The 23,969-nt window shown below is 70.6% G+C and carries 23 protein-coding genes; 4 read left to right on the forward strand and 19 right to left on the reverse strand.

The window, feature by feature from the left end:
- Nucleotides 1-17: 17 nt before the first annotated feature.
- The 5 genes from AB5J53_RS32480 to AB5J53_RS32500 form a co-directional block, all read right to left on the reverse strand.
- The gene (locus tag AB5J53_RS32480) at nucleotides 18-1,379 is read right to left on the reverse strand and encodes an FtsW/RodA/SpoVE family cell cycle protein (protein WP_369249164.1); all 1,362 of its coding nucleotides are present in this window, start codon (nucleotides 1,377-1,379) and stop codon (nucleotides 18-20) included.
- Between the two features lie 110 nt (nucleotides 1,380-1,489).
- The gene (locus AB5J53_RS32485; protein ID WP_369249165.1) at nucleotides 1,490-1,909 is read right to left on the reverse strand and encodes an SH3 domain-containing protein; all 420 of its coding nucleotides are present in this window, start codon (nucleotides 1,907-1,909) and stop codon (nucleotides 1,490-1,492) included.
- Nucleotides 1,910-2,055: 146 nt separating this feature from the next.
- On the reverse strand, nucleotides 2,056-3,336 hold the full coding sequence (locus AB5J53_RS32490) for an ATP-binding protein (RefSeq protein ID WP_369249166.1): 1,281 nt from the start codon (nucleotides 3,334-3,336) through the stop codon (nucleotides 2,056-2,058).
- Nucleotides 3,333-4,397 carry a sortase gene (locus AB5J53_RS32495; protein WP_369252613.1) on the reverse strand — a complete coding sequence of 355 codons (1,065 nt, stop codon included), beginning with the start codon at nucleotides 4,395-4,397 and terminating at the stop codon, nucleotides 3,333-3,335. The genes AB5J53_RS32490 and AB5J53_RS32495 overlap by 4 nt, the downstream gene beginning before the upstream one ends.
- 290 nt (nucleotides 4,398-4,687) lie before the next feature.
- Nucleotides 4,688-5,197: a dual specificity protein phosphatase family protein gene (locus AB5J53_RS32500; RefSeq protein ID WP_369249167.1), complete on the reverse strand. Its 510-nt coding sequence runs from the start codon at nucleotides 5,195-5,197 to the stop codon at nucleotides 4,688-4,690.
- 105 nt (nucleotides 5,198-5,302) lie between these two features.
- Here AB5J53_RS32500 and AB5J53_RS32505 point away from each other — a divergent pair, with 105 nt between their 5' ends.
- Nucleotides 5,303-6,106: a nuclease-related domain-containing protein gene (locus AB5J53_RS32505; RefSeq protein WP_369249168.1), complete on the forward strand. Its 804-nt coding sequence runs from the start codon at nucleotides 5,303-5,305 to the stop codon at nucleotides 6,104-6,106.
- Between the two features lie 177 nt (nucleotides 6,107-6,283).
- Here the strand turns inward: AB5J53_RS32505 and ligD are convergent, their stop codons facing one another.
- Genes ligD through AB5J53_RS32525 form a run of 4 tightly spaced genes read right to left on the reverse strand, consistent with a single transcriptional unit; the run spans nucleotide 6,284 to nucleotide 9,701 of the window.
- Nucleotides 6,284-7,165: a non-homologous end-joining DNA ligase gene (ligD, locus tag AB5J53_RS32510; RefSeq protein WP_369249169.1), complete on the reverse strand. Its 882-nt coding sequence runs from the start codon at nucleotides 7,163-7,165 to the stop codon at nucleotides 6,284-6,286.
- A gap of 39 nt (nucleotides 7,166-7,204) precedes the next feature.
- A complete protein-coding gene (locus AB5J53_RS32515) occupies nucleotides 7,205-8,302 on the reverse strand; it encodes a sigma-70 family RNA polymerase sigma factor (protein WP_369249170.1) in 1,098 nt (365 codons plus the stop codon).
- Between the two features lie 31 nt (nucleotides 8,303-8,333).
- Nucleotides 8,334-9,221 (reverse strand): alpha/beta hydrolase, encoded by an 888-nt coding sequence (locus tag AB5J53_RS32520; RefSeq protein ID WP_369249171.1) that lies wholly within the window; start codon nucleotides 9,219-9,221, stop codon nucleotides 8,334-8,336.
- Nucleotides 9,222-9,269: 48 nt separating this feature from the next.
- Nucleotides 9,270-9,701 (reverse strand): SgcJ/EcaC family oxidoreductase, encoded by a 432-nt coding sequence (locus tag AB5J53_RS32525; protein ID WP_369249172.1) that lies wholly within the window; start codon nucleotides 9,699-9,701, stop codon nucleotides 9,270-9,272.
- Between the two features lie 181 nt (nucleotides 9,702-9,882).
- Between AB5J53_RS32525 and AB5J53_RS32530 the strand changes: the two genes are divergently transcribed.
- Entirely contained in the window at nucleotides 9,883-10,974 is a 1,092-nt protein-coding gene (locus AB5J53_RS32530) for a Ku protein (RefSeq protein ID WP_369249173.1), read from the forward strand.
- A 195-nt stretch (nucleotides 10,975-11,169) separates the two neighbouring features.
- Here the strand turns inward: AB5J53_RS32530 and AB5J53_RS32535 are convergent, their stop codons facing one another.
- The 4 genes from AB5J53_RS32535 to AB5J53_RS32550 all read right to left on the reverse strand — a co-directional run bounded on the left by AB5J53_RS32535 (nucleotide 11,170) and on the right by AB5J53_RS32550 (nucleotide 13,971).
- On the reverse strand, nucleotides 11,170-12,930 hold the full coding sequence (locus AB5J53_RS32535) for a beta-ketoacyl synthase (protein ID WP_369249174.1): 1,761 nt from the start codon (nucleotides 12,928-12,930) through the stop codon (nucleotides 11,170-11,172).
- A gap of 159 nt (nucleotides 12,931-13,089) precedes the next feature.
- Nucleotides 13,090-13,290, reverse strand: coding sequence for a hypothetical protein (locus AB5J53_RS32540; protein ID WP_369249175.1), 201 nt, complete (start codon nucleotides 13,288-13,290; stop codon nucleotides 13,090-13,092).
- A gap of 56 nt (nucleotides 13,291-13,346) precedes the next feature.
- Complete coding sequence (locus AB5J53_RS32545) at nucleotides 13,347-13,508, reverse strand: hypothetical protein (RefSeq protein WP_369249176.1); 162 nt, start codon at nucleotides 13,506-13,508, stop codon at nucleotides 13,347-13,349.
- Between the two features lie 7 nt (nucleotides 13,509-13,515).
- Nucleotides 13,516-13,971, reverse strand: coding sequence for a MarR family winged helix-turn-helix transcriptional regulator (locus AB5J53_RS32550; RefSeq protein ID WP_369249177.1), 456 nt, complete (start codon nucleotides 13,969-13,971; stop codon nucleotides 13,516-13,518).
- A gap of 156 nt (nucleotides 13,972-14,127) precedes the next feature.
- Here AB5J53_RS32550 and AB5J53_RS32555 point away from each other — a divergent pair, with 156 nt between their 5' ends.
- A complete protein-coding gene (locus AB5J53_RS32555; RefSeq protein ID WP_369249178.1) occupies nucleotides 14,128-15,594 on the forward strand; it encodes an MFS transporter in 1,467 nt (488 codons plus the stop codon).
- A 519-nt stretch (nucleotides 15,595-16,113) separates the two neighbouring features.
- Here AB5J53_RS32555 and AB5J53_RS32560 read toward each other — a convergent pair.
- From AB5J53_RS32560 to AB5J53_RS32570, 3 genes are all read right to left on the reverse strand, one after another.
- On the reverse strand, nucleotides 16,114-17,034 hold the full coding sequence (locus AB5J53_RS32560; protein WP_369249179.1) for a hypothetical protein: 921 nt from the start codon (nucleotides 17,032-17,034) through the stop codon (nucleotides 16,114-16,116).
- Between the two features lie 2 nt (nucleotides 17,035-17,036).
- Nucleotides 17,037-17,582, reverse strand: coding sequence for a hypothetical protein (locus AB5J53_RS32565; RefSeq protein ID WP_369249180.1), 546 nt, complete (start codon nucleotides 17,580-17,582; stop codon nucleotides 17,037-17,039).
- A gap of 468 nt (nucleotides 17,583-18,050) precedes the next feature.
- Nucleotides 18,051-18,617 (reverse strand): ATP-binding protein, encoded by a 567-nt coding sequence (locus AB5J53_RS32570; protein ID WP_369249181.1) that lies wholly within the window; start codon nucleotides 18,615-18,617, stop codon nucleotides 18,051-18,053.
- Nucleotides 18,618-18,780: 163 nt separating this feature from the next.
- Here AB5J53_RS32570 and AB5J53_RS32575 point away from each other — a divergent pair, with 163 nt between their 5' ends.
- Nucleotides 18,781-19,377 (forward strand): TetR/AcrR family transcriptional regulator, encoded by a 597-nt coding sequence (locus AB5J53_RS32575; protein WP_369249182.1) that lies wholly within the window; start codon nucleotides 18,781-18,783, stop codon nucleotides 19,375-19,377.
- A gap of 13 nt (nucleotides 19,378-19,390) precedes the next feature.
- On the opposite strand, the gene AB5J53_RS32580 is transcribed toward AB5J53_RS32575, so the two are convergent.
- From AB5J53_RS32580 to AB5J53_RS32590, 3 genes are all read right to left on the reverse strand, one after another.
- Nucleotides 19,391-20,863, reverse strand: a complete 1,473-nt coding sequence (locus AB5J53_RS32580; protein WP_369249183.1) for a long-chain fatty acid--CoA ligase — start codon at nucleotides 20,861-20,863, stop codon at nucleotides 19,391-19,393.
- Nucleotides 20,864-20,880: 17 nt separating this feature from the next.
- A complete protein-coding gene (locus AB5J53_RS32585; RefSeq protein ID WP_369249184.1) occupies nucleotides 20,881-22,587 on the reverse strand; it encodes an aldehyde dehydrogenase family protein in 1,707 nt (568 codons plus the stop codon).
- A gap of 142 nt (nucleotides 22,588-22,729) precedes the next feature.
- The gene (locus tag AB5J53_RS32590) at nucleotides 22,730-23,653 is read right to left on the reverse strand and encodes a TauD/TfdA dioxygenase family protein (RefSeq protein WP_369249185.1); all 924 of its coding nucleotides are present in this window, start codon (nucleotides 23,651-23,653) and stop codon (nucleotides 22,730-22,732) included.
- Nucleotides 23,654-23,969: the final 316 nt, after the last annotated feature.

Consider the following 23,969-nt stretch of genomic DNA (forward strand, 5'->3'; position numbering starts at 1 on the left):
CGCGAACTCCCGGGCACTCACGGCGCCGCCGTCCCGTCGTACTGACTGCGGGCCGAGTCGCTGATCCGGATCAGCAGCGCCACGATGATCCAGTTGGTGACGACCGAGGAGCCGCCCTGCGCGAGGAACGGCATCGCCATCCCGGTCAGCGGGATCAGCCCTGTCACCCCGCCCGCGATCACGAAGACCTGGAGCGCCACGATCGACGCGAGGCCGATCGCGAGGAGCCGTCCGAAGGGGTCGCGCAGGGCGAGGCCCGCCCGGTGCCCGCGCTCCACGAGGAGGGCGTAGAGGAGGAAGATCGCCGACAGGCCGACCAGGCCCAGCTCCTCACCCGCGGTCGCCAGGATGAAGTCCGACTTGGCGGCGAAGCCGATGAGGATCGAGTGGCCGAGCCCGAGCCCGGTGCCGAGCATCCCGCCGGCGGCGAACGCGAAGAGGGACTGGGCGAGTTGGTTGGGCCCCTGGCCCGCCTCGATCGAGGCGAAGGGGTGCAGCCAGTCCTGCACCCGGCTGTGGACATGCGGTTCGAGCCAGCCGACGGCCACCGCGCCCACGCAGGCCAGCAACAGCCCGACCGCGATCCAGCCGGTGCGGCCGGTGGCGACGTACAGCAGGATCACGAACAGGCCGAAGAACAGCAGCGAGGTGCCCAGGTCCCGCTCCAGCACCAGTACCAGCACGCTCAGCAGCCAGATCGCGACGATCGGGCCGAGTACGCGGCCGGTGGGCAGCTGGAGCCGTTTGAACTTCCAGATCTGTCGGCCGGTGTACGCGAGCGCGTTGCGGTTGGCGGCCAGGTATCCGGCGAAGAAGACCGCGAGGAGCACTTTCGCGAACTCGCCCGGCTGGATGGAGAATCCGGCGATCCTGATCCAGATGCGGGCACCGTTCACGGCCGGGAAGAGGATCGGCAGGATCAGCAGGGCCAGGGCGGTGACCACGGAGACGTACGTGTAGCGCTGAAGGACGCGGTGATCGCGCAGGAGGAGCACGGCCGCGATGAAGAGAGCGACACCGAGCGTGGACCAGCTGAGCTGGATGGGGGCCGCCCGGGCGCCCGGGGTCTCCAGATCGAGACGGTAGATCAGCACCAGGCCCAGGCCGTTGAGGAGCACGGCGATGGGGAGAAGCAGCGGATCGGCGTACGGCGCCCGCCACCGCACCGCCAGGTGCGCGAGCAGCGCGAGCACACCGAGCCCGGCGCCGTAACCGGCGGCGCCGGGCGGGACGGTGCCGTTCTTCGCGAAGCCGACAGCGCAGTAGCCGTACACGCACAGCAGGACGGCGACGACGATGAGGGTGAACTCGATGCCACGGCGCCTGGGCAGGCGTACAGCGGGGGCGGGCGGTGCCGCTGTCACCCTCGTTTCAGGCATTCCGCGCTGAATCATGACCGGAACGTAGCAAGCGAGGGACCTGATGTCCCGTTATGTGATGACAAACGGGCTGTTCCGGTGTATCTGCTGGGGAATCCGGCGCCGACGGTTCAGCACCAGGGGGGAGTGCTGGAGGTGTCGATGAAGCGTGCGGGTCCCCAGGACCACGTGCCGTCGGCGATCAGGTACCAGAGATCGTCGTCGCGGTCGCCCCAGGTCTGGCAGAAGATGCGGACGGTCTCGCCGTTCCTCGCGATACGGACCAGTCTGCTGCCGGGATCGGGGCGGCTGCGCAGGAACAGCCCGCCGTTCCGGTCGACCGTGCCTCTGGTTGTGTTGGGGTCGTCGCCGAGGCCTTCGTCGCCGTTGTCGAAACGGCGGTCGCCCCCTTCGCCGAACGAGGCGCGGCTGTCGTCGCTCCCGGGGCCCCAGTCGTCGTCGGCCAGGGCGGGGGTCGCACCGGCGAGGGCGACGAGGCTGCCGGCGGCGAGAGCTATGCCGAGACGTGTGTACGTGGATCGCAGGGACATGAAGGACTCCTCCAGGAAGCGGGCGGACCTGACTAATCGCCACATTAGGAGCGGGGGTGGGTGCGCGCAGGTCACACTGCGCCATCGGGGACGCGGAGGCACCCAGGGTCCTCCGGGCGGTCCTTCGGGCTGCTCCGGACGGCCGTTCAGCTTGCTCCGGCAGGCACTACGGAGAGGTCGGGCTGAGAGAGCGTCAGGGTCGCCACCGCGCCACCCTCGGGCGCGTTGCCGAACGTCAGCCGCGCGCCGAGTACCTCTGCCTGGCCGAGCGCGATCGTCAGCCCGAGCCCGTGCCCCTTCGAACCGCCCTCCGTGCGGAAGCGCTGCGGCCCGTGCGCCACGAGGTACTCCGGATACCCGCGACCGTGGTCCCGCACGGTGACGACCGGGCCGTCGACCGTCAGCACCACCGGCCCCGCGCCGTGCTTGTGCGCGTTCGCGACCAGATTCCCCAGCACCCGCTCGAGCCGGCGCCGGTCGGTCTCCACGCGAGCGTCCCGTACGACCCGGACCTCGGTGTCGGTTCCCGACGCCCGCACCACCCGCTCGGCCAGCGGAGCCAGCGGTTCCGAGTCCAGCTCCAGCCGCTCGCTCCGCGCGTCGAGGCGGGAGATCTCCAGCAGGTCCTCCGTCAGCGTGCGCAGCGCGGCCACCCGGTCGCGCACCAGCTCGGTCGGCCGCCCCGGCGGCAGCAGTTCGGCCGCCGCGTGCAGCCCGGTCAGCGGGGTGCGCAGCTCGTGCGCCACGTCCGCGGTGAACCGCTGCTCGCTCAGCAGCTTGCTCTGCAGCGAGGACGCCATCGTGTCGAGGGCCCCGGCGACCGCGCCCACCTCGTCCTGGGGGCGCGTCGGGTCCTGCGTACGCGGGTCGTCGACGCGCGCGTCCAGGTCGCCGGCGCTGATCCGCCGCGCCACCTGAGCCGTCGCGTGCAGCCGGCGGGTCACCCGGGTCACCGAGAACGAGCCCACCAGCAGCGTCGCGCCGATCGCCAGTGCCGAGGACCACACGATCGCCCGGTCCAGGGCGTCGATGGCGTGGGCGCCCTGCGCGTAGTCGTACTGGACGGCGAGCGCGCGTCCGCCGTCCGCGGGCCCGGCCGCCCACATCGTGGGGTGCCCGTCCTGGTCGCCGACCATCGTGCCGCGCTTCCCGTCCGCTGCGAGCTCGCGCAGCCGGACCGGCAGCCTGGGAAGGTCGACGCCCGCGTCCGGCGGCAGCCGGTCTCCCGCCTCGTACCGCGTCGTCACGTCGGTGAGCCGGTCGAGCGCGCGGCCGCGGGCCTCGCCGACGGTCTGGTTGGTCACCGACACGTGCACGAGGACCCCGAGGAGCGCGGCGAGGCCGCAGCACATCACCGTGATGAAGGCGGCCGCCTTCCAGGTGAGGGTGGCGGTCCAATGGGGGAGGCGCTGAAGGGTCTGTCTCATGAGGCGCTCGCGGAGGGCGAGAGCGTGGGGGTCGGCGTCTTCGGAGCAGCGGTCCCCACCCGCAGGATCTCGTCGCGCGTCGCCAGCATCGCGTTCTGGTGCGCGTCCCAGGTCCACACGGTACGGAACTCGTATCCGGGCAGCGTCGAGGGCGAGCGGATGATCACGTCACGGCCCGCCAGCTCCACGCTGACCACGCTGTCCGAGGTGCCCATGACCTGCACCAGCTTGTGGTGCGTGAAGGTGTACACGCGCACCGCCAGCTGGTCCTTGGGGAAGCGGATGCCGAGCACCAGGTCGTCCCTCCCGTCGCCGGTGAGATCGCGGTAGTAGGCCTGGAGGATCGGGCACTTCCTGCCCTGCGCGCCCTTCTTGCCGCAGTCCTTCAGCTGGTCGACGGTCTGCGCGTACATGGCGTGCGGGCCGGTGTACTCGTCCGGGTGCGCGGCGACCTCCGCACGCACCACGGCGACCGGATCCACCCTGTGGATGTCGTCACCCGGTGCCGTGATGCCCTTGATGGTCTCGGTGTCCGCCTCCCCGTAGTCGAGGGCGGGCGTCGAGGCGGGCGGCACCTCGGGCCACAGCTTGGTCGGGCCGACGGCGGTGGGTGTGGCCCCCGCGGCGCGCAGGTCGCCGGAGTCGCCGCAGCCGGCCAGGGTCGCCACGAGTACGGCGGCGACGGCGGCACCGAGGGCCGCGCGCGGGGGCCTTCCGGCTGCCCGCGCGAGGCGGCTGGGGCGGCTGGGGGTCACTGCACTCCTGCGTCCGGGCCGCCCTCGCCCCGCGGGGCGCCACTGCACGAGGTCGGCGTGGAGAATGATGTTGTCGGCGCGGTGACCGTCCACGAGGGGCCCACCACAGGTGATCAGGTGCAGCTCCGGACGGTCGGTCGCCCCGTACACCTTATTCGTAGGGAAGTCCTTTTTGTTCACCCGCTGAATCTCGCGGACGGTGAAGGCCGCCGTGGAGCCGTCCGCGCGTGGCACCTCGATCGTGTCGCCCGTCCTCTGAGGGCGCGCCCTTCGCCCGCGGGGCGGCGGCCGCCGTGTTCGCCGCAGGCGATGAGACCGGCGCCGAGGACCGTGGTCGGGGCCCCGGCCAGGGCGAGGCGGGGGGTGCGGCGGGGGCGTACGGGGTGCTCATGGGTACGACGAGTGCCGGTACGGCTGTGCGGAGCGGGTGCGGCTGTGGGTGCCGGTACGGCTGTGCGGAGCGGGTGCGGCTGTGGGTGCCGGTACGGCTGTGCGGTGCTCGTGCGACCGCGCGGCGCTACGACGGGTGTGCGGAGCGGGTGCGGCTGTGCGGCGCCCATTGCGGTTGTGCGGTGCTCGTACAGCCGGCCGTCGCGTCACGGCTCCGCGAGTTCCTCGAGGAGGCGGGCCGTGGCCAGCCCCGCCCGCAGGTACTCCACGAACAGCTCGTTGTGCAGCGCCCACGGCGAGCGCCGGGCCCGTATCAGCCGTATCGCGTCCTCGGTGGTGTGTCCGGCGAGGACGAGCGCGTGCGCGACGACCAGTCCCGAACGGTTGTACCCGTGGTAGCAGCGCACGAGAACCCGGCGCCCGTCCTCCAGCGCGTCGTCCGCGGCCCGCGCGAGTCGCATCACGCCCGCGAGTTGCGTACCGTCGAGGGGTCCGTCCGGAATGGGCCAGACATGGTGCTCGACGCCCGCGTCGGGGCCGTGCCCCGGCAGCCGCAACAGCGTCAGGACCAGGTCGAACTCATCCCGTACGACAGCGAATTCCGGCTCACCGGAACGGCCCGAGAACGCGTGTCCGCCCATCCACAGGCCGGGCACGATCTCGCTCCAGGGGCTGTCCGGAGCGGGCACATCGGGTTGCCTTCTGCGAGTCCGCAACGGCGCCTCCCTCCGAATCCCAACTCCCCCAACTCCTCCCAAAGGTAACCGGGTTCTTGCCCCTGGAGCACCCCGCCTGTTCCCATGGTCATGGGGTGATGGTGCATGAGCGGACTGCGCGTCATACCGACCTGGCGGCACGGTCAGGAGCGGCTGTACGTCTGTCTGGCGGACGGGAGGAACGTCGCCTGGTACGACCGTGAGGCGGCCCGGGTCAACCTGCTCAGCGAGGACCGGCGCGAGGACGTGCTCGGTGTGCTGGGTCCGTTCCTGACCGGCCCGGTGACGGTGGGGCCGCCGCCGGTCCCGACCCCGGCGGAGCTGGCCCGGCTGACCCTCCACCCGGACGACGACCTCGCGCCGAACCGGCCCGGCGAGGCGCTGATGATCGCCCTCGACCGGGATCCCGGCCCGGCGCACCGGCTGCGTCCCGACCCGCGGCGCCGCGCACTGGCCGCCGAGCAGGCCGTCGGCGAGGCCCTGGACCAACTGGAGGGCGCGGGCTGGCACACCCTCCACTCGATCCCGCTCCCCGGCGGTGACCGTCTCCATCACGTGCTCATCGGTCCAGGGGGCCTGTTCTCCCTCCGCGCCCTCTACGCCCGTAAACAGCGCGTCCTGGTCGCCGACCCCATGGTCACCGTCGGCCGCCACGAGCCGTACCCGCTCCTGCGCGGAGTCCGCGCGGACGCCGACCGCGCGTCCTACGCCCTCACCGCCGAGGTCCACCCCGTCCTCGCCGTGGCCGGCCCCGCCAACCTGGACGTCATGGCACCCCCACGCGAGGTCCGCATCCTCCAGGACACCGACCTCGCCTCCCTGGCCCGCCTCGGCGGCGTCCTGAAACCCGCGGACGTGGAGGCCCTCCACGCGATGGCCCGCGACCGCCATACGTGGTCGCGGGTGTGAGCTCGCCCCGGGCCCCGTCAGGGGCGCGGGGAACTGCGCGACAAGGCCCCCACAGGCCCGCACCAAAAGAACAACCCAAGGGGGTCTGGGGGCGGAGCCCCCCAGGTACGGGAATGGGTAGGGGCGGCGGGGGCGAAAACCGACCTGGCCGACACGAGCGCCGGGTGCGACGCCGACTCAGGGCAGCGCTCCGCCGCGACAGGGATCCAGCAGCGGCGCCAGCAGGTCCCCGTACCGTTCGAGGCGAGGGACGATGTCCGCTGCGCGGAGGCCCAGTTCGGCCGGATCGGTGCACCCCGCGACCTCCTCCCAGGTCACCGGAGCGGACACGGTGGGCTCGGCCCGGGCGCGAAGGGTGTACGGAGTCGCCGTCGTCTTCCGCGCGGCGTTCTGGCTCCAGTCGACGAAAACCCTGCCGCCCCGCAGGCTCTTCGTCATCCGGTGGGTGACACGGCCCTGCAGCGCCCGCTCGGCCTCGACGGCGAGCTCCTTCGCATACGCGGTGACCTCCTTGGAGGGCGTCGGCGCCAGCGCCGCCAGCAGATGCAGCCCCTTCGACCCGGACGTCTTCGCGTACGCCGCGATCCCGTCCGCGGCCAGCCGCTCCCGCAGCCACAGCGCGACCTCGCAGCACTCGACGATCGTCGCCGGCGCCCCCGGGTCGAGGTCGAACACGAGCCGGTCGGCCTCGCCGGGGGCGTCCACCTGCCATTGGGGCGTGTGGAACTCGGTGACGAGGTTGGCCGCCCACATGAGCGAGGCCAGGTCCTGGATCAGGACCATCCGGGCGGGGCCCTCCGAGCGGGGGACCTCGGCGGTTCTGACCCAGTCGGGCGTACCGGGCGGCACGTTCTTGGCGAAGAAGACCTGCCCGTCCGGCCCGTCGGGGTAGCGGAGGAAGGAGAGCGGCCGGTTGTGGAGGTGAGCGAGCAGCGGCTCCGCGACGGTCGCGTAGTAGTGCAGCACCTCGCCCTTGGTGAAGCCGGTCGCGGGGTACAGCACCTTCTCCAGGTTGCTGAGCGCGAGCCTGCGCCCCTCCACCTCCGTGATCGGCGTCATGGATCGAGAATCCCACGAAAGGGGGAGAACGCGAGCAAATCACTGCATCTTGGGCCGATGGACCGGGGGGAGACCGAAAGCGGTGAACAGGGCGGGGTCGGCGAACACCGTGATCCGGGCGATGCCGGTGCCGACAGCGGTGAGCACGACGATCCCGTACGCGTGATGGGTGCCGTCGTCGCCGCGCAGGTAGGCCGCCGCGGCGGGCTGCCCATTGGCGGCCGTCGCGACCATCCGCCAGTCGCCGGGCGAGCCGAGACCCGCGACGGCGTGCGCGGCGGCGTCGCCGCCCGTGTACCACCGAGGCGGCAGCTCCAGAGTGGCGTCGGCGCGCAGCAGCCGCTCCAGGGCCGCCGCGTCGGAGTGCTCGAAGGCGGCGATGTACCGCTCAAGGAGCGCGCGCACCTCGGGTTCGGCGGGTTCACGGATCCGCTCCGGGGTCGGTGCCACCTGCTCGAGCCGGGCCCGGGCCCGCTGCAGGCTGCTCTTGACCGCCGCGGTGCTGGTGCCGAGCATTCCGGCGACCTCGGCGGCCGGGAAGGCCAGCACGTCCCGCAGGAGCAGCACGGCCCGCTGCCGGGGCGGCAGGTACTGCAGCCCCGCGATCAGCGCGAGCCGGAGGCTCTCCCGCGAGACGGCAACAGCCGCCGGATCGCCGGTCTCCGGCGCCACGAGCGCGTCGGGCACCGGCTGCAGCCGGCCGGCCTCGGAGCCGCCGGCCGACGCCGGTTCCGCGTCGTCGCCGGGAGCGCCGAGCCCGGACGGCAGCTGACGCCGGGAACTGTGCCGCAGCGCCGTCAGGCAGGCGTTGGTGGCGATCCGGTACAGCCAGGCGCGCACCGAGGACCGGCCCTCGAAACCGTCGTACGAGCGCCACGCCCGTAGGTAGGTCTCCTGGACCAGGTCCTCGGCGTCGTCCACCGATCCGAGCAGCCGGTAGCAGTGGGCGAGCAGCTCCCGCCGGAACGGGGCGGTGAGCTCGGCGAACTCGGCGCCGTCCGAACCGGTGGTACCGCTCGGCTCGGCGATACCACTCGGCCTGGTGGTGCCGCTGGGGCCGTCCGGTCCGGTGGTGTCGCTCGGGCCGTCGGGTCCGGTGGTACCGCTGGGACGCCCGGTCGCTGCCCGCCGCGCCATCATCGCTCCCTCGCTCGGCTGCCCGGCCCGGTCACAGGCCCAGTAGCGGCCTGACCCACTCCGCGAACCGGCGGATCGCGTCGTCGGCCTCGGGCGCGCGGCCGGCCATCATCTGGAAGGTGTGCTGCTGCTCCGGGAAGACGTCGAGCCGGACCGATACGCCGGCCTTCTCGGCGTGTTCCGTGAGTCGGCGGCTGTCGTCCATCAGCAGCTCCTGGTCGCCCACCTGGGTGTAGATCGGCCCGAGGCCCGTGAGGTCGGCGTGGAGCGGATTGGCGTGCGGGTCCCGTGGGCTGCCGCCGCCCAGGAAGTTGGCCGCCAGCTCCTTCACCCACGGCTGGTTGAACAGCGCGTCCTTCCCGCTGTTCGACAGCATCGTCTCGCCGGTGACCTCCATGTCCACCCAGGGCGAGATCAGCAGCGTTCCCGCGGGCAGCGGCAGCCCCTGGTCCCGGGCCCGCAGCTGTGCGGTGACCGCGAGCCCGCCGCCGGCCGAGTCTCCCGTGAACGCGATGCGCCGGGCGTCGACTCCTTGGCCGAGGAGCCACCGGTAGGCGGCGACCACATGGTCGACGGGGAGCGGATGCACGCCTTCGGGGAGCAGCGGGTAGCCGACGATCAGCGCCCGGACGCCCGCGGCCTTGGCGAGGTGGCCGAACATCTTGCGGTGGGTGTGGATCGACCCCGAGACGAAGCCGCCGCCGTGCACGCACAGCAGCACCCGGTCCTCGGCGCACCCCTTCGGGACCGCCCACATCGCCGCCGTACCGCCCGCGTCGGTCTCCAGGTGGTCGATGCCGCCCGGCTCGGCCGTCAGGACGTCCCACTGCGACTGGTCCCGGACGACGTCGCCCTCGGCCGGGTTCCCCAGCCAGATTCCATAGAGCTTGGCCACAGCGCCTGATTCCGCACTCGCCATCTCGGTGTCTCCTGTCCGTCTCTGTGTCTTCCGTCCCCTTTCCGAGGCTCAGGCCGTGTGCTCCGGGCAATTGTGGAAGCCCTGGACGCGCCAGGCCCCGTCCTGCTCGGAGAGCACCCAGCTGTCCAGCGCCCGGTTCTCGCTGCGCGGCTCGGTCTCGCCCGCCAGGAGGATGGCGCCCTTGCTGATCACGAGGGCCGTCCCCGGCCCAGGGAACCGGACGCTCTGCACGTCGTGGACGGCCCGGGAGCCCTTGAGCGGCCCGGCGAAGGCGGCCGCCATGGCGGCGCGGATCTCCTCCTTGTCCCGCAGGTGGGTGCCCGGCAGCAGTGCGGTCGCGTCGGCCGCGTAGTCCGCGACGAACGCGTCCGGGTCGTTCGCCGCCCAGGCGGTGTAGACGCCGTCGAGCACGGCGAGTACGGCCCGCTCGGCGTCGCTCCGCGCGGTCTGGACGGGCGTGGTGTCGGTGGTGCTGGTCATGGTCTTCCCTCTCGTCGTTCAGGCGTTTGGTTATGAAGACCAGCCGTGTCATCAAAAGGAATCGGGGCCCGGGGCATCGGGGGAAGGCGCCTGCGGATGTGCCGTCGCGAACGTCCGTTTAGCCTGGCTTTAGCCTGGATTTCCCGCTTCCACACGCACCTCTCGAATCGATGTCAGGAAGGTGCTGCACGTGCGATCCATATGGAACGGCGCCATCTCCTTCGGCCTGGTCAGCATCCCCATCAAGCTCGTGAACGCCACGGAGAGCCACTCGATCTCCTTCCGCCAGATCCACCTCGACGACGGCGGCCGCATCCGCTACCGCAAGGTCTGCGAGCTGGAGGACCGCGAGGTCTCCACCCCGGAGATCGGCAAGGCGTACGAGGACGCGGACGGCACGCTGATCCCGATCACGGACGAGGACCTGGCCGCGCTGCCGATCCCGACCGCCAGGACCATCGAGATCGTGGCCTTCGTACCGGCCGACCGGATCGACCCGCTCCAGATGGACACGGCGTACTACCTGTCCGCGAACGGCGTCCCCGCCGCCAAGCCGTACGTTCTGCTGCGCGAGGCCCTGAAGCGCAGTCAGAAGGTCGCCGTCGCGAAGTTCGCGCTGCGCGGGCGGGAGCGGCTCGGCATGCTGCGCGTGGTCGACGACGTGATCGCCATGCACGGGCTGCTCTGGCCGGACGAGATCCGCGCCAGCGACGAGGTCGCCCCGGACACGAGCGTCACCGTCCACGACAAGGAACTGGACCTGGCGGACGCCCTGATGGACACCCTCGGCGAGGTCGACCTCGAAGACCTGCACGACGACTACCGCGACGCCGTCGAGGAACTCATCGCCGCCAAGGCGTCCGGCGTGGAGGCGCCCGCCGTCCCCGCGGGGGAGCGCCCCGGCGGCAAGGTGCTCGACCTGATGGCCGCCCTGGAGAAGAGCGTGCGCGAGGCCAAGGAGTCGCGTGGCGAGGAAGCGGGCCAGCCCGGCGAGCCCGCCGAGGTCACGCCTCTCCCGGCCCGCCGTGCGGCCGCCGGCAAGTCCGCCCGTACGGCCCCCAAGGAGGTCGGCGGCAAGAAGTCGACGTCCGCGGCGAAGAAGACGGCGGCCAAGAAGACGACCTCCAAGAAGACCACGGCGAAGAAGTCGACCACCAAGACGGCCACCAAGGAGGCGGCCGGCACGGCCACCAAGCAGTCGGCGGCCAAGAAGACCGCCGCGAAGAAGACGGCCGCGAAGAAGGCCGCCCCGCGGAAGCGGGCGTCGGCCTGAGCCGGGCGGCGCTGGAAATCTTCCAGCCCGTCCAGCGTTCGAGGACGAGCGCGTCAGCGCGATACGGGGGTCTGGGGGCGGAGCCCCCAGGGGCGAAGGGTGTCCCCCCGCTCGAGCGAAGCCGAGAGTGAGGGAGGGCAGGGGCGGAGGGGGCGAAAACCAACCCAGCGCCTCACACCCGTCCGCCCCCCGAAGTCAGCCGGTACGCCGCAACGCCAGCACCGCGTTGTGCCCGCCGAACCCGAACGAGTTGCTGAGCGCGAGGTCACCCAGTGCGGGCAGCGTGCGGGGGCCCTTCGTCACCACGTCCAGCTCGATGGCGTCGTCCTGGTCCTCGCACCCGATGGTCGGCGGGATGACCCCGTGATGCAGCGTGAGCACGGTGGCGACGGCCTCCACGCCGCCCGCCGCGCCCTGCAGATGGCCGAGGTGGCCCTTGAGCGCGGTCACCGGGACGTCGCCGCCCAGCACGGCGCGCAAGGCTCCGGCCTCGGCGAGGTCGCCGTCGGTGGTGGCGGTGGCATGGGCGTTGACGTGCACGACGTCCACGACATGGGCGCCCGCGTCCCGTACGGCCCGCCGCAGCGCGAGCGCGACCCCGCTGCCGGACGGGTCGGGAGCGGCCATGTGGTGGGCGTCGGCGGACAGTCCCCACCCGGCGGCCTCGCAGTAGATGCGCGCGCCACGCGCCCTCGCGTGTTCTTCGGACTCCAGCAGCAGGAAGCCCGCTCCCTCGCCGTTCACAAAGCCGTCGCGGTCCTTGGCGAAGGGCCGGGACGGGCTGGTGGACCCCAGTTCGTGCGTGGACAGCGCGCGCATCGCGGCGAACGAGGCCATGATCGCCGGGGTCACCACGGCCTCCGCGCCACCGGCGAGCGCCACGTCGACATGCCCGTACCGGATGCGGTCGATGGCCTGCCCGATGGCCTCGGTCCCGGAGGCGCAGGCGCTGGTCACGGTGCGGGCCTCACCGGTGATCCGCAGCGCGAGCGACACCTGGGACGCGGCCTGCGAGGGCACGGTCATCGGCGTGGTCAGCGGCGACACGGCACGCGGCCCCTTGTCCCGCAGCTTCCGGTCACCGCCGACGAGTACGGAGGCGTCACCGAGGATGGCGCCGACGCTGACGCCGACCCGCTCGGGGTCGAGCCCGCTCTCGGCCGTACCTGCCGCGTCGAACCCGCCGTCCTGCCACGCCTCGCGCGCGGCGAGCACCGCGAACTGCGCGGCCCGGTTCATCCGCCGCGCCTGCGGCCTCGGCAGCAGCCCGGCGGGATCCACTGGAACGCTCCCGGCGACCCGTACCGGCAGCTCGGCGAATTCCTCGCCCTCCAACTCCCGTATCCCGCAACGGCCCTCCACCAGCCCCTGCCAGAGCTCGTCCACGCCCACACCGAGCGGCGTGACGGCCCCGAGCCCGGTGACCACGACCCGCCGGGGCGCGGCGCCGGTGGGCGTACGACGTGGCCGGGGGAGGTGTCGTACGACATGTCCTTCCTCGACGGCGCGCGCGACGTGCTCGCGCAGCCCGGCGTCCGAGACGGGCTCCTCGGCCCGGCTCTCCAGGTCCCGGTGCCAGCGGCCCCACCTTCGGGTGTACGACTCCTCGACGGCCCGGGGGTCGACGGCGCGCAGCGAGGTGACGCGGTCGCCGTCCCGGAATTCCACCGCCGCGAGATCGGCCGGCGCGATCTCGGGAATTCCGGTGATGTCCATGCGCCGACAGGCCACGGTCACCCGGTGGCCGCGCTCGAATACCTGGTCGTGATCAATTCCACCGAGGGGCGGTCGGAGGGTCAGTCGAATGGTGTGCGGAGTCTCGGGGAGTGTGTGCATCACCACATACCACTTGTCTTCCGTCACATCCTGTTCGGAGAGGGCGAGAAGATCGCCGGGAATCACTTCGGCGACGGTGACGGCGTGGGGCTGTACGGGGACGTCGGACGAATTGCGCATGGGGCGAGAGCCTTCGGTGCATGGGGGTGGGGGGAATGCCAGGCTCAACTGTCGACGACAAATCGCCAGTTGCCTAGGTGTCCCCACCATCGATGTGCGCAACGTCACGGAAAGCGTTCCCCAATTCCCGCTCCGGAAAAGGGAAATCGAAGGCGGCCGTCAATCGATGTTGAAGAGTGGACCAGTCATCGTCAGTCCCAGGTCATCGCCGGTGTGGGCGATCGGAGCGAACAGGATGAGTGCCGCTCCGGCGCGTGCGAGACCTTTCTGGAAGTGGATCATTTCGAGCTGACGGGACTGGGCGTCAGTTTCCTTCCAGAACCCGTGCATCAGTACCGCGGTCGGCACCAGGAAGATCACCAGAAGCAGTGCCCCGAGATCGGCCCGGACGCCGAGCAATACGCTCAGTCCACCGGTCAGGAGCAGAAGTCCGCGGCGAATACCGCGGGCACGGCCGTGGGGACGCCTTTGGCGGAGGCGTATCCCGCCATCGCTTTGGTCTGCGTGAGACGGCCGACGGCCGAGGAGTGGAAGAGCGCCGCGAAGAGGGTGCGGCCGATGAGTGCCAGGACGTCCATGACGACCTCAGCGGCGCGGCCAGGGGCGCCCGTCCAGGCGCTCGATGTCGCGGTTCAGGCGTCCGAGGTAGCCGGCGAATTCGGCCACCTCGTCCGGCGTCCAGTCCTCCATCACCTTCTCCAGGCCCTGCAGGTTCGCGGCGCGGTCGGCGGCCAGCCGGCGCTCGCCCTCGGCGGTGATGGCGAACTTGCGGGCGATGCCCCCGTCGGGGTCGGGGATGCGCTCGACGATCCCGGCCCGCAGCATGGCACCGGTCTGCCGGTTGAGCGTGGAGGTGTCCAGGCCGAAGGCCTCGCTGAGCTGGCCGATGGACATCGGGCCGTCCACCTGGATGCGGCTGAGCAGCAGGTAGGCGCTGCGGTCGAGCCGCCGGTCGCCGTCGCGCATGCGCGGTGTCAGCAGGTGCATGTACCGCCCGAGCAGCATGGTCTCGAATTCGATCAGATCAAGGGGCTTGTCCATGCGGGGTTCCTTCGGCTCCTGGTCGGCCTCCCCCTTCCTTCTCAGGGAGACCGCCTACCAGTAGGTATACCACGCATGTGTATGATGCACTTCACGTGCATGATGCATATCAAATGTATAGTGCATACGGATCTGAGAGAGCACGAGGGAGTACCCGTGGACAGTTCCAAGCCCGAGGCAGGCTCCGGCAGAGTCGTCGGCATCCTTGCCTTCGGGGGCATCGTGGCCGCGATCACGCAGACCCTGGTGGTGCCGCTGATCGGTGAACTGCCGACGCTGCTCGACACCAGCGCCTCGAACGCCTCCTGGGTGATCACCGCCACCCTGCTGGCGGCCGCGGTGATGACGCCGGTCGCCGGTCGCCTCGGCGACATGTACGGCAAGAAGCGCATGCTGCTGGCCTCGCTCGTCCCGCTGATCCTCGGCTCGGTGGTCTGTGCCCTGTCCTCCTCGGTGATCCCGATGATCGCCGGACGCGGTCTGCAGGGCATGGGCATGGGCGTGGTGCCCCTCGGCATCAGCCTGCTGCGTGATGTGGTGCCGGCGGAGAAGCTGGGCACGTCCATCGCGCTGATGAGCGCGTCCATGGGTGTGGGCGGCGCGCTCGGCCTGCCGTTCTCCGCGGCGATCGCCGAGAACGCCAGCTGGCGGGTGCTTTTCTGGGTCGTTGCCGCGCTGAGCCTCGCGGTCGGCACCCTGATCTGGTTCTTCGTGCCCGCGGACCGTGCGAGCACCGCGTCGAGCGGCTTCGACCTGCTCGGCGCGCTGGGTCTGGGCACCGCGCTGGTCTGTCTGCTCCTCGCCGTCTCCAAGGGCGCCGACTGGGGCTGGGGCAGCGGCACCACGCTCGGCCTGTTCACCGCCGCCGTCGTCGTGCTGCTGGCCTGGGGCTGGTGGGAGCTGCGGATCACCGACCCGCTGGTCGACCTCCGGGTGACCGCGCGCCCGCAGGTGCTGACGACGAACGCGGCCTCCATCCTGGTCGGCTTCGCGATGTACGCCCAGTCGCTGGTCGTACCCCAGCTGCTCCAGCTGCCCGAGGCCACCGGCTACGGGCTGGGCGAGTCCATGCTGGCCATGGGCCTGTGGATGGCCCCGGCGGGCCTGATGATGATGCTGATCTCACCGGTCGGCGCCAAACTGTCCGCCGCGAAGGGCCCCAAGGTCACCCTCATCGTCGGCTCCCTCGTCATCGCCCTCGGCTACGGCATCTCGCTGCCGCTGATCAGCTCCGGTTCCCCCTGGGGCCTGCTGCTCGTGACCGTCGTCGGCAGCTCGGGTGTCGGCTTCGCCTACGGTGCGATGCCGGCCCTCATCATGGGCGCGGTGCCCCAGTCGGAGACCGCCTCGGCCAACAGCTTCAACACGCTGATGCGCTCCATCGGCAGCTCCGTGTCCGCCGCCGTGATCGGCGTGGTCCTGGCCCAGATGACCACCAAGTTCGGCGTCTACTCCCTGCCGTCCGAGAACGGCTTCCGGGTCGCCATGATGATCGGCTGCGGCGTGGGCCTGGCGGCCGCGGCCGTCGCCTCCCTCATCCCCGTCCGCCCGGCGGCCGCCGGGCAGTCGGAGCCCGGCGTCGTGTCGGACTCCGCGCCGGAGGCGTCCGGGGCGACGGCGTGATCTGAAGCTCCACAGGAGCAGGGCTCAGGGGCGGCCTCGGTGAGGCCGCCCCTGAGCCCTGTGATCGGAAGCTCCACAGGACGATGCTGAGCGACTGTTCCTGTTCAACTCCCCGCTTTTCGCGCCAGGTTGGGCCCTACTGCGAGAAGTCCACCCCTTGAGCGTAGGCAGCGGCGACGGCGTTTTCCGCCTTGCGCCGTTCTGCAGTACTTGCCATGGAGACCAGCGCCTTGGCAGCGCGATTGCGTGTGTGCCGGACGCTGCTGCCCGTCGGCGGAGGAACAGAGCCAGGAGAAGGACGGCGAGTCCGACTGATCGAGGAGTGAGTGTTCGAGCGGGCCTGCGGCGGCTCCGGGGCTTCTGATACGGCAAGCAACCCCCGCGATCGCGGGGCCGAGCGCGTTGTGGGCACTCTCAACCAGCTCCCCTTCATGGGGAGTTTCGCGGGTGAGAGAACGAACCGCCGCAGCCCCCAGGGGGGACGGGGGCCGCGGCGGTCGGTCGAAGGGGACGCGGCGGCTAGCTCTGGCCGAGGATGGCCCTGGCGGCTTCGATCATCTTGGCGTTGCGGGCCTTCTCGGCCTCCAGCTCCGCCTTGTGGTCGCCGATCTGCTGCGTCTGGCGGCCGGTCTCCGCGCTGAACCAGTTCTTCACCAGGCCGGAGGACTCCTTGCAGTCGACATCCGCGACAGCCGTGTCGATCTCTGTCTGGGACGGCTGTGTTCCCGCCGACTCGGCGAAGGCCTCGCCGGCCTGCAGCGGCTCGGGGAAGTTCTTGTAGTTCTTCCTGGCCATGCACGCCGACCAGTTGCTCATGGCCGCCTGGACCTTGAGGCTGCTCTTCGTGGCCTCCAGCGACTCGGCGGCCAGGTCACCGGCGATGTCGGTCTCGTAGAGGATGCCGACCTTCTTGTTCGCCTCTGGGATGCAGGTGTTCTCCAGGGCGTCGTACCAGTTGTCGGTGCGGCCTTCCTCGGCCTCCTCCGCGGCGGTGTCGTCCGCGGGCTCCGCGGCCGCTCCGGGCACGTGGTAGCCGTACGTCCGCGCGGTCTTGGCGTCGGTGATGCCGTAGCGGCGCTCCATGTTCATGCCGTCGTACGACAGGGCCGGTGTCGTGCCGGAGGCGGGCGGGGTGAAGGTGAACCCGAGCCGTGCCATGCACGCGGTCTTGACCTTGTCCTTGGCGTTCTCGACGTCGACCTCGTCCGGGTACGACACCATGTAGTCCTCGAGCGGCAGCCGCATCCCGGCCGCGAGGCCGCTCTGCACCCGCGCCGTCGGCCACTTCGCTCGGCTCTCGGTGTCCGGCAGCGAGCGGGCTTCGGTCCTTGTCTTCACCGTCTGCTGATCCTGCGCGTGCTGGGTGCCGCAGGCAGCGGTCAGAGCGAGCGCCGAGCACGAGGCGGCCAGCACAGCGGAATGTATCCACTTCTTGGTCATAGCTAGTTCCTCTTGCTCGACGAGTTCTTGTTCTTCAGGCCGTTGCCCAGGTTGCGGGCGATGCCGTCGTACTTCGGGATCGTCTTCTTGCTGCCGCTGTATCCGGCGTTGCTGTAGACCGTGTACGAGTGGGACGGGTCCTGGTTGTAGGCGGAAGCGGCGTTGTCCGCGGCGTACTGCCCGTCGCCCGTGTTGTCGCACGGGTTGGACATGCCCTTGTGGGTGTCACGGTCGGGGTCCGTGTAGTAGCCGGGGAATCCGCTGAAGACATACCGGACGATCGAGGTCCCGTTCGGGGAGTAGCCCCAGTGATCCTTGATCGACTTGTTGCTGATGAAGCAGGCGCTCTGGGACAACTGCGTCGTCTCGGAACGGGAGTTGAATTGAATGCGGAAGCAAGCCCGGTTGTAGGCGGAGCTGCACTCGTCGGCCGCGTAAGAGGTCGCGGCGGATGCGGACGGCGCAGTCGCGAGCACGGCGGCGAACGAGGCCACCGCAGCGGCGAGCGCGGCTACGGGTCTGGCAGGACGCAACGGTGTTTCCCCCATGTCCTTCTGCTGCAAGGCAGGGGTGTCCCGTCGCGCGCGGTCCGGCGCTGATAGACGTTCCCCCGTGCATGGTCAAGCCCTCGAGCGGCCTGGTCTGGACCAACCCTTCGGGCCTGGTCACTCTAGCCATGGCATGAGTGCGGGCGGCAAGGGCTGGTCGAGGACATGGCAAGAAAGTGATCCGCGCGCACCAGGGGCGGACGAGGCCTCTCAACGGCGACCGCGGACCCAACGTGCGTGATTCCTGCGAAGAGTTGTGAAAGAAGGTGCAGTGACGCAGGGGATCTGCTCGATCGGGTTGGCCGGATTCCGATCCCTGTCGAGGGGGCCTTGAGGGGCCTTGAGGGGGCCGCACAGGCTCCGGGGCGTGAACCTGTGCTCGTCGATGGGTTCGGCAGGTCGGGCGCGCGGCGTCCTCCTCGCCGGCGAAACGCGTCTCCGAACCCCGTCGCGGTGCTGTCGGACCGGTCAGTCGGAGGCAGGCGAGTCCTTGGGCGAAGAGGTCTTCGCCGACAGTTCGAACCATATGGTCTTGCCGGTGGCCGTGCGGGTGTTGCCCCAGGCGTCGGCGAGCAGATCGAGCAGTTCGGTGCCGCGCCCGCCTTCCGCGTCGGCGTCGATGATGTGGCGTACGGGGCCCGTGGTTTCGGTGTCCTCGACCTCGCACCGCAGGCGGGAGTCGCGCAGCTGCAGGTTGAGCCGCAGAGGGCCTCGCGTGTGGCGCAGGGCGTTGGTGACCAGTTCGCTGACCAGGAGCTCAGTGGTGTCTGCCAGGGCCTCCAGAGCCCAGTCGCCCAGTTGCGCGGTCACCACTTTCCGAGCCCGACGGACCGAGGTCAGTTCCCGTGACAGGGGCCAGGAGGCGTCCCAGTCGGTGGCGCGACCGCGCGGCGCGCCAAGCGGCCGCGGGGGTTCAAGGGTGCGTGACCACAGAGCCCTCTGCCGGGCGAACCACGATGCGGGTGCGACCTCGGGGGTGAGGCCGATGGCCTGGGGGGCCACGGTGATCAGTCCCTTCTGAGCTGCTGGGGTCATGTGCCGGGCGTTCCCGTTCCCGTAGCGTTCGCTACGCCTGAACGTATACGTAGCGGGTGCTACAAGAAATATATAAGAAGGGGTGTATGTACCGAATAAGTACGATTCAGTCGATATAAGTGAGATCCAGTCGACTCTGCGTAACTCCAGTCAGGGAGCCCTGATGCCGCGCCCGCCCGATCCGGCCAAACGACGTGACCTGCTGGACCGGGTCCGGGAGTATGTGATCCGCAACGGCTTGGCCGACCTGTCCCTGCGCCCACTGGGGCGGGCCCTGGGCACCAGCGACCGCATGCTCCTGTACTACTTCGGCACCAAGGAACGCATGGTCGCAGAGGCACTCGCCCTGTACGCGAGGCGCCCGCTCCTGCGTGCCCGGACCCTGCTCGACACCGTCGGCTCCCTGACGAGCCCTGCGGGACTCCGCCGTTTCATGGAGGAAGTCTGGCGGCAGTTCGGTGAACCCGACATGCGGGACGCGCTCCCCCTCTACCTCGAGATCATGACCGCCAGCGTGCTCCATCCCGACCGGTACGGGCCCGTGATGCACGACGTCGTCACCGATTGGACAGGCCTGTTCACCTCCGTCTTCCGTGACCTGGGCATGGCCGAGGCACGTGCCCGAACCGAGGCCACCCTCCTGGTCGACGCCACGTTCGGCCTGCTCTTCGCACCCCTGGCCGACGGCGACTGGGACCGGGCCGACGCGGCCTTCCGCACCTTCCTCGACCGCATCGAACCCGGCTGGCAGGCCACGTAGCGAACCATTGACGTCAGTGGCGGACGTCAGGGATCTCACGCTTGAGGATCTTGCCGGTGGGTCCCTTGGGCAGGGCGTCGACGAGCCGGATCTCGCGCGGGTACTTGTACGGTGCCACGCGTTCGCGGACGAACTCCCGCAGTTCGTCGGCGTCTGCCCGGGTGCCCGGGCGCAGGGCGACCACGGCGGCGACCTCCTCGCCGAGAGAGCGGTGGCGGACGCCGATCACGGCGGCCTCGGCGACGGATGGGTGTTCGTAGAGGACCTCTTCGATCTCTCTCGGGTAGACGTTGTAGCCGCCGCGGATGATGAGGTCCTTCTTGCGGTCGACGATGTAGTAGTAGCCGTCTTCGTCGACCCGTGCCAGGTCACCGGTGTGCAGCCAGCCGTCCACGATGGTCTCGGCGGTCGCGTCGGGGCGTCCCCAGTAGCCGGCCATCACGTTGTGGCCGCGCACGCACAGTTCGCCGACGCCGTCCCGCGGGTCGAGGATGCGCATCTCCACGCCGTCGATGGGGGTGCCCACCGAGCCGGGTTTGCGGGGCCGGTCCGGGTGGTTGAAGGAGGCGACCGGGGAGGTTTCGGACAGGCCGTAGCCCTCGAGAATCGCGCAGCCGAAGACGGCTTCGAAGCCGTGCAGCAGCTCGACCGGCAGGGAGGCTCCGCTGGAGACGCACAGGCGCAGCGAGCTCGTGTCCCGTTGAGGGTTGCGCCGGTGCTCGGCGAGCACGGCGGCGTACATGGTCGGTACGCCCTCGAAGACAGTGATCTTCCGGTGCTCGACCGCGCGCAGTGCCTCGCCCGGATGAAAGCGGGAGAGGAGGGCGAGACGGGCGCCCGCGATCACGGCGGCGTTCATGGCACAGGCCTGTCCGAAGGCGTGGAACAGCGGCAGGCAGCCCATCATGACGTCGTCGGGGGTGAGCTGCAGGACGCGCGCGGAGATCTGGCAGTTGCGTGCCAGTCCGGCGTGGGTGAGCATCGCGCCCTTCGGGACGCCGGTGGTGCCGGAGGTGTAGAGGATGACGGCGATGTCGTCGTCCTTGCGGGAGACGCTCGGCTCCGGGTCGGGGTGCTCGGCGAGCAGGCCTGCCAGACCCTCGGGCGTGACCGGCACGATCGGGGTCGCGGTGCCCTCGGCGCCGAGTCGCGCCTCGTCGGCAGCGTCCTGGTGGGCGAGAAGCAGGGCCATACCGCAGTCGCGCACATAGTGCGTGATCTCACGCTGCTTGAGCAGGGGGTTCATCGGTACCACGACGGCCCCGGCGCGCAGGATGCCGTAGTAGAGGACGGGGAACTCCGGCACGTTGGGCAGCATCAGGCCCACCCGGTCGCCGGGTCGGACGCCGCGCGCGGCGAGGAGCGCGGCCGTACGTCCGGCGAGGGTGTGCAGCTCGGCATAGGTGAGCTGCTGGTCGTCGAGCTCGACTGCGAGACGGTCGCCGTGGATGCGGGCGGCGCGGGTGAGGAAGTCGGCGAGGTTCATGTGTGGGGGTTTCCTGGTCAGCCGCGCAGGGCGGAAGCGAAGACGGCGGGGAGCTGGGCGAGGCTCGGCGCGGTGGTGAAGCGGGTGACGCGTTCGAGCGTGGTGCGGCCGGAGCGATGGGTGACGAAGTACGGCGGCTTGGGGGACAGGGAGGGGGAGCCGGTGAACAGGCCGCGAGGGGCGGGGGCGAACGGGGCGCGCAGCACGGTCTTCTCGACGTCCTCGAGCATGAAGGCGTTGTTGACGAAGCCGATGCCGCTGCCGATCGCCTGCCGGGTGTGGCCGGGGTAGGCGCCCCAAGGGGTGTAGCCGAGCAGGAAGTTGACGCCGGACCAGGAGTTGACGCCGAGGGTGCCGTAGCGCAGCTCCGCGATGGCCGACTCCACCGCGGCGGACTGGGCCCTCTCGGTCCTGGGATCGACGATCAGGGTCGCCCCGAGGGTGCCGGGGAGGATGTCGTTGGCGAAGTCGACGGCGTGGCGCAGGAAGTGCGCGGGGGTCTCGCCGGGGAGGCGCACCACGCCCAGGGCGCTGGCGAAGACCTCGCCGGTGAGCAGTACGTCGTCGTGGTCGGTGATGTCCGGAACCAGGATCCGGCAGCCGTCGGCGTGGCGTTCGGCCTGCGGGTGGGCCTCGAGTACGGCCTGGAGCCGCTGGTCGGCGCCGGGGTAGTAGTCCGTGCGCGGCGGCAGGGCGTGCAGCACCCGCCGGATCTCCTCCAGGAGCCGTTCGGTCCCGTGCCAGGAGCGGGGCAGCACCAGCACCTGGCCGGCGATGCAGTTGTGGCCGGAGTTGTTCATCTTGCTCGTGACGATGTGCTCGGCCTGGAAGCGGAAGTCCGCCCGGCTCCATCGCCCCGGCACCACGATGCACGGGCTGACGCCGCCCAACTCGCTGGTGAACGGCTTGTCGATCAGCGGGGTGTCGTCGCGGCGGCGCTGCTCCGCGTGCTCGTCGGTGCCCCAGACGATGGCGTCGTGCGTGCGGTCGCTGCCGGTCACGTGGACGGAGTCCACGCCGTCGTGGGCGGTGAGGTAGGTGCCCTCGGCGGGGCCGCCGTCCACGAACCGCACCCAGCCGCGCTGGACGAACTCGTCGAAGATCCGCTCGAAGTGCGGGCGCAGATAGGCATTGACCGGGTTCATCTTGGCGATGACGACCTGGCCCTCGGAGTAGAGCTTGTGCACGATGTCGGTCGCGGTGAGCGCGGCGACGTTGCCGGCACCCAGGACGAGCGCCACACCGGCGCGCTGCCCGCGGCCGCTATACGGTTCGGCCGCACGCTCTCGTACCTGCTCGGCGGTGACGCCGGACTGTATCCGGACCTGGGCCGAGTAGCCGTTGAGCAGCAGGCGGTCCCAGCCGGTGGCGGGGAAGACGTCCACCCAGGTACGGCCGCCCTGCTCGTGCACCGTCCCCGCGGGCATCGGGTCCCGGCCGGCGGCCAGGCGCCGTAGCACGTGCAGCCGCGCGGTGACGTTCTGGGCCAGTGACCACGGGCCTCCGGCCCAGTCCTCGCCGGCCCACGGGGAGTCGGGTCCGTATCCCTTGGCGTGTGCGGCGGCCGCGACCAGGTCGGTCGCGCCGTCGTGGATCCTGGGCATGAGCCGCTCCAGCAGGCCGATGCGTTCGGCGAGCGGCGCGGCGGCCCAGGACGGGGCGTTCTCACGCAGCTGTCTCAGAGCGCGGTCGAGGGCGGTCTTGTCGAGGGCGGGGCTGTTCACATCACTCCTTGGCGGGGCGAACAAGCGGAGTCGGAAAAGGGGAGCCACCACGCGGCGCGACGGCGTGGCGGCGGAGGTCGTACCGCTGTGCGGAGCGGCACGACCGCCGCGAGCAGCTGGGCCGGCCGGCGGGGCGAGGGGCTCAGGACAGCGGGACGCCGGCGATCGCGATGCGCTCCATCACGCGGCGCTGGGGGTAGTAGTCGTTGATCGCGTAGTGCTGGACGGCGATGTTGTCCCAGATAGCGACCGAGTCGGGCTGCCAGCGGAACCGCACCTGGAGCTCGGGGACACGAGCCTGCAGGCCCAGCTCATGGAGTAGCTCACGGCTCTCGTCCTCGGGCAGGCCGACGATGCGGGTGGTGAAGGGCTCATTGACGTACAGCGTCTTGCGTCCGGTGTGCGGGTGTCGCACGACGACCGGGTGCTCGACCGGCGGCAGGTTCTGGCGCATCGCCGCGATCTGCTCCTGCGTCATGAACGCACCCCAGCTGGGCTCCCAGTCGTGTACGGCGGTGAGGCCGTCGATGCGCTGCTTCATCTCGTCGGTGAGGTTGTCGTAGGCGGCACCCATGTCGGCCCACATGGTGTCGCCGCCGGCCGGTGGGACCTCGACCGAACGCAGCACCGAGCCCATGGCGGGCGCGGCCATGAACGAGTGGTCGCTGTGCCAGATGTTCTCCTGGCCGATGGCGTTCGCGTCCTTTGCGAGCCGCGAGACGCCGACAGTGTCGCCCTTGGGGAAGAACGGGTTCGGCTCCGGCTCCCCCCACACCGCGGCAAGGGCCAGGTGTGATGCCGCGTCGAAGTCGTGCTGGTCGCGGAAGAAGATGACCTTCCACTCGAGCAGCACCTGCCGCAGCTCCTGCGCCAGCTCCTCGTCGATCGGCCGGGACAGGTCCACGCCGCCGATCTCCGCTCCGATGTGCGGAGTCATCGGCGCGATCTCCAGCAGCCGGTACTCGGCCTGCGGTGTACCGGCCACGGTTCGGTCCAGCACACGCCGGCCGGCGTGGAACAGCGGCTTGGCCAGGAGGGGGTTCTTGTCGGTTCCAGTGGTGTCCATGCGGTCCTCCACGGTCGCATCGGAGAAAATCGTTACTGGAAGTATCGATATCTGGCCGGGGAACGGCAAGAGCCTCTCCGTGATCATTTCGCCGCGGCGTACGACGGCTGCCGCGCTGGCGGGCGCAGCAGCGTTCGGGGCCGCGAACGTCAGCCCCTCGTGCGGGTGGGGGGGCTGTGCCCGTGTGTCTTTCGCCGTGACCAGGTCTTGTGGTCACGCCCATGGGTATCGATACTGCACGTAACGATTTCTCGTTGCTGAGGTCGGCTCGTGTGAGCGCGTCCCGATCGCCGGCGTTCCACTCTCCCGTGTTGCA

The organism is Streptomyces sp. R41, from assembly GCF_041053055.1.
Lineage (GTDB): Bacteria > Actinomycetota > Actinomycetes > Streptomycetales > Streptomycetaceae > Streptomyces.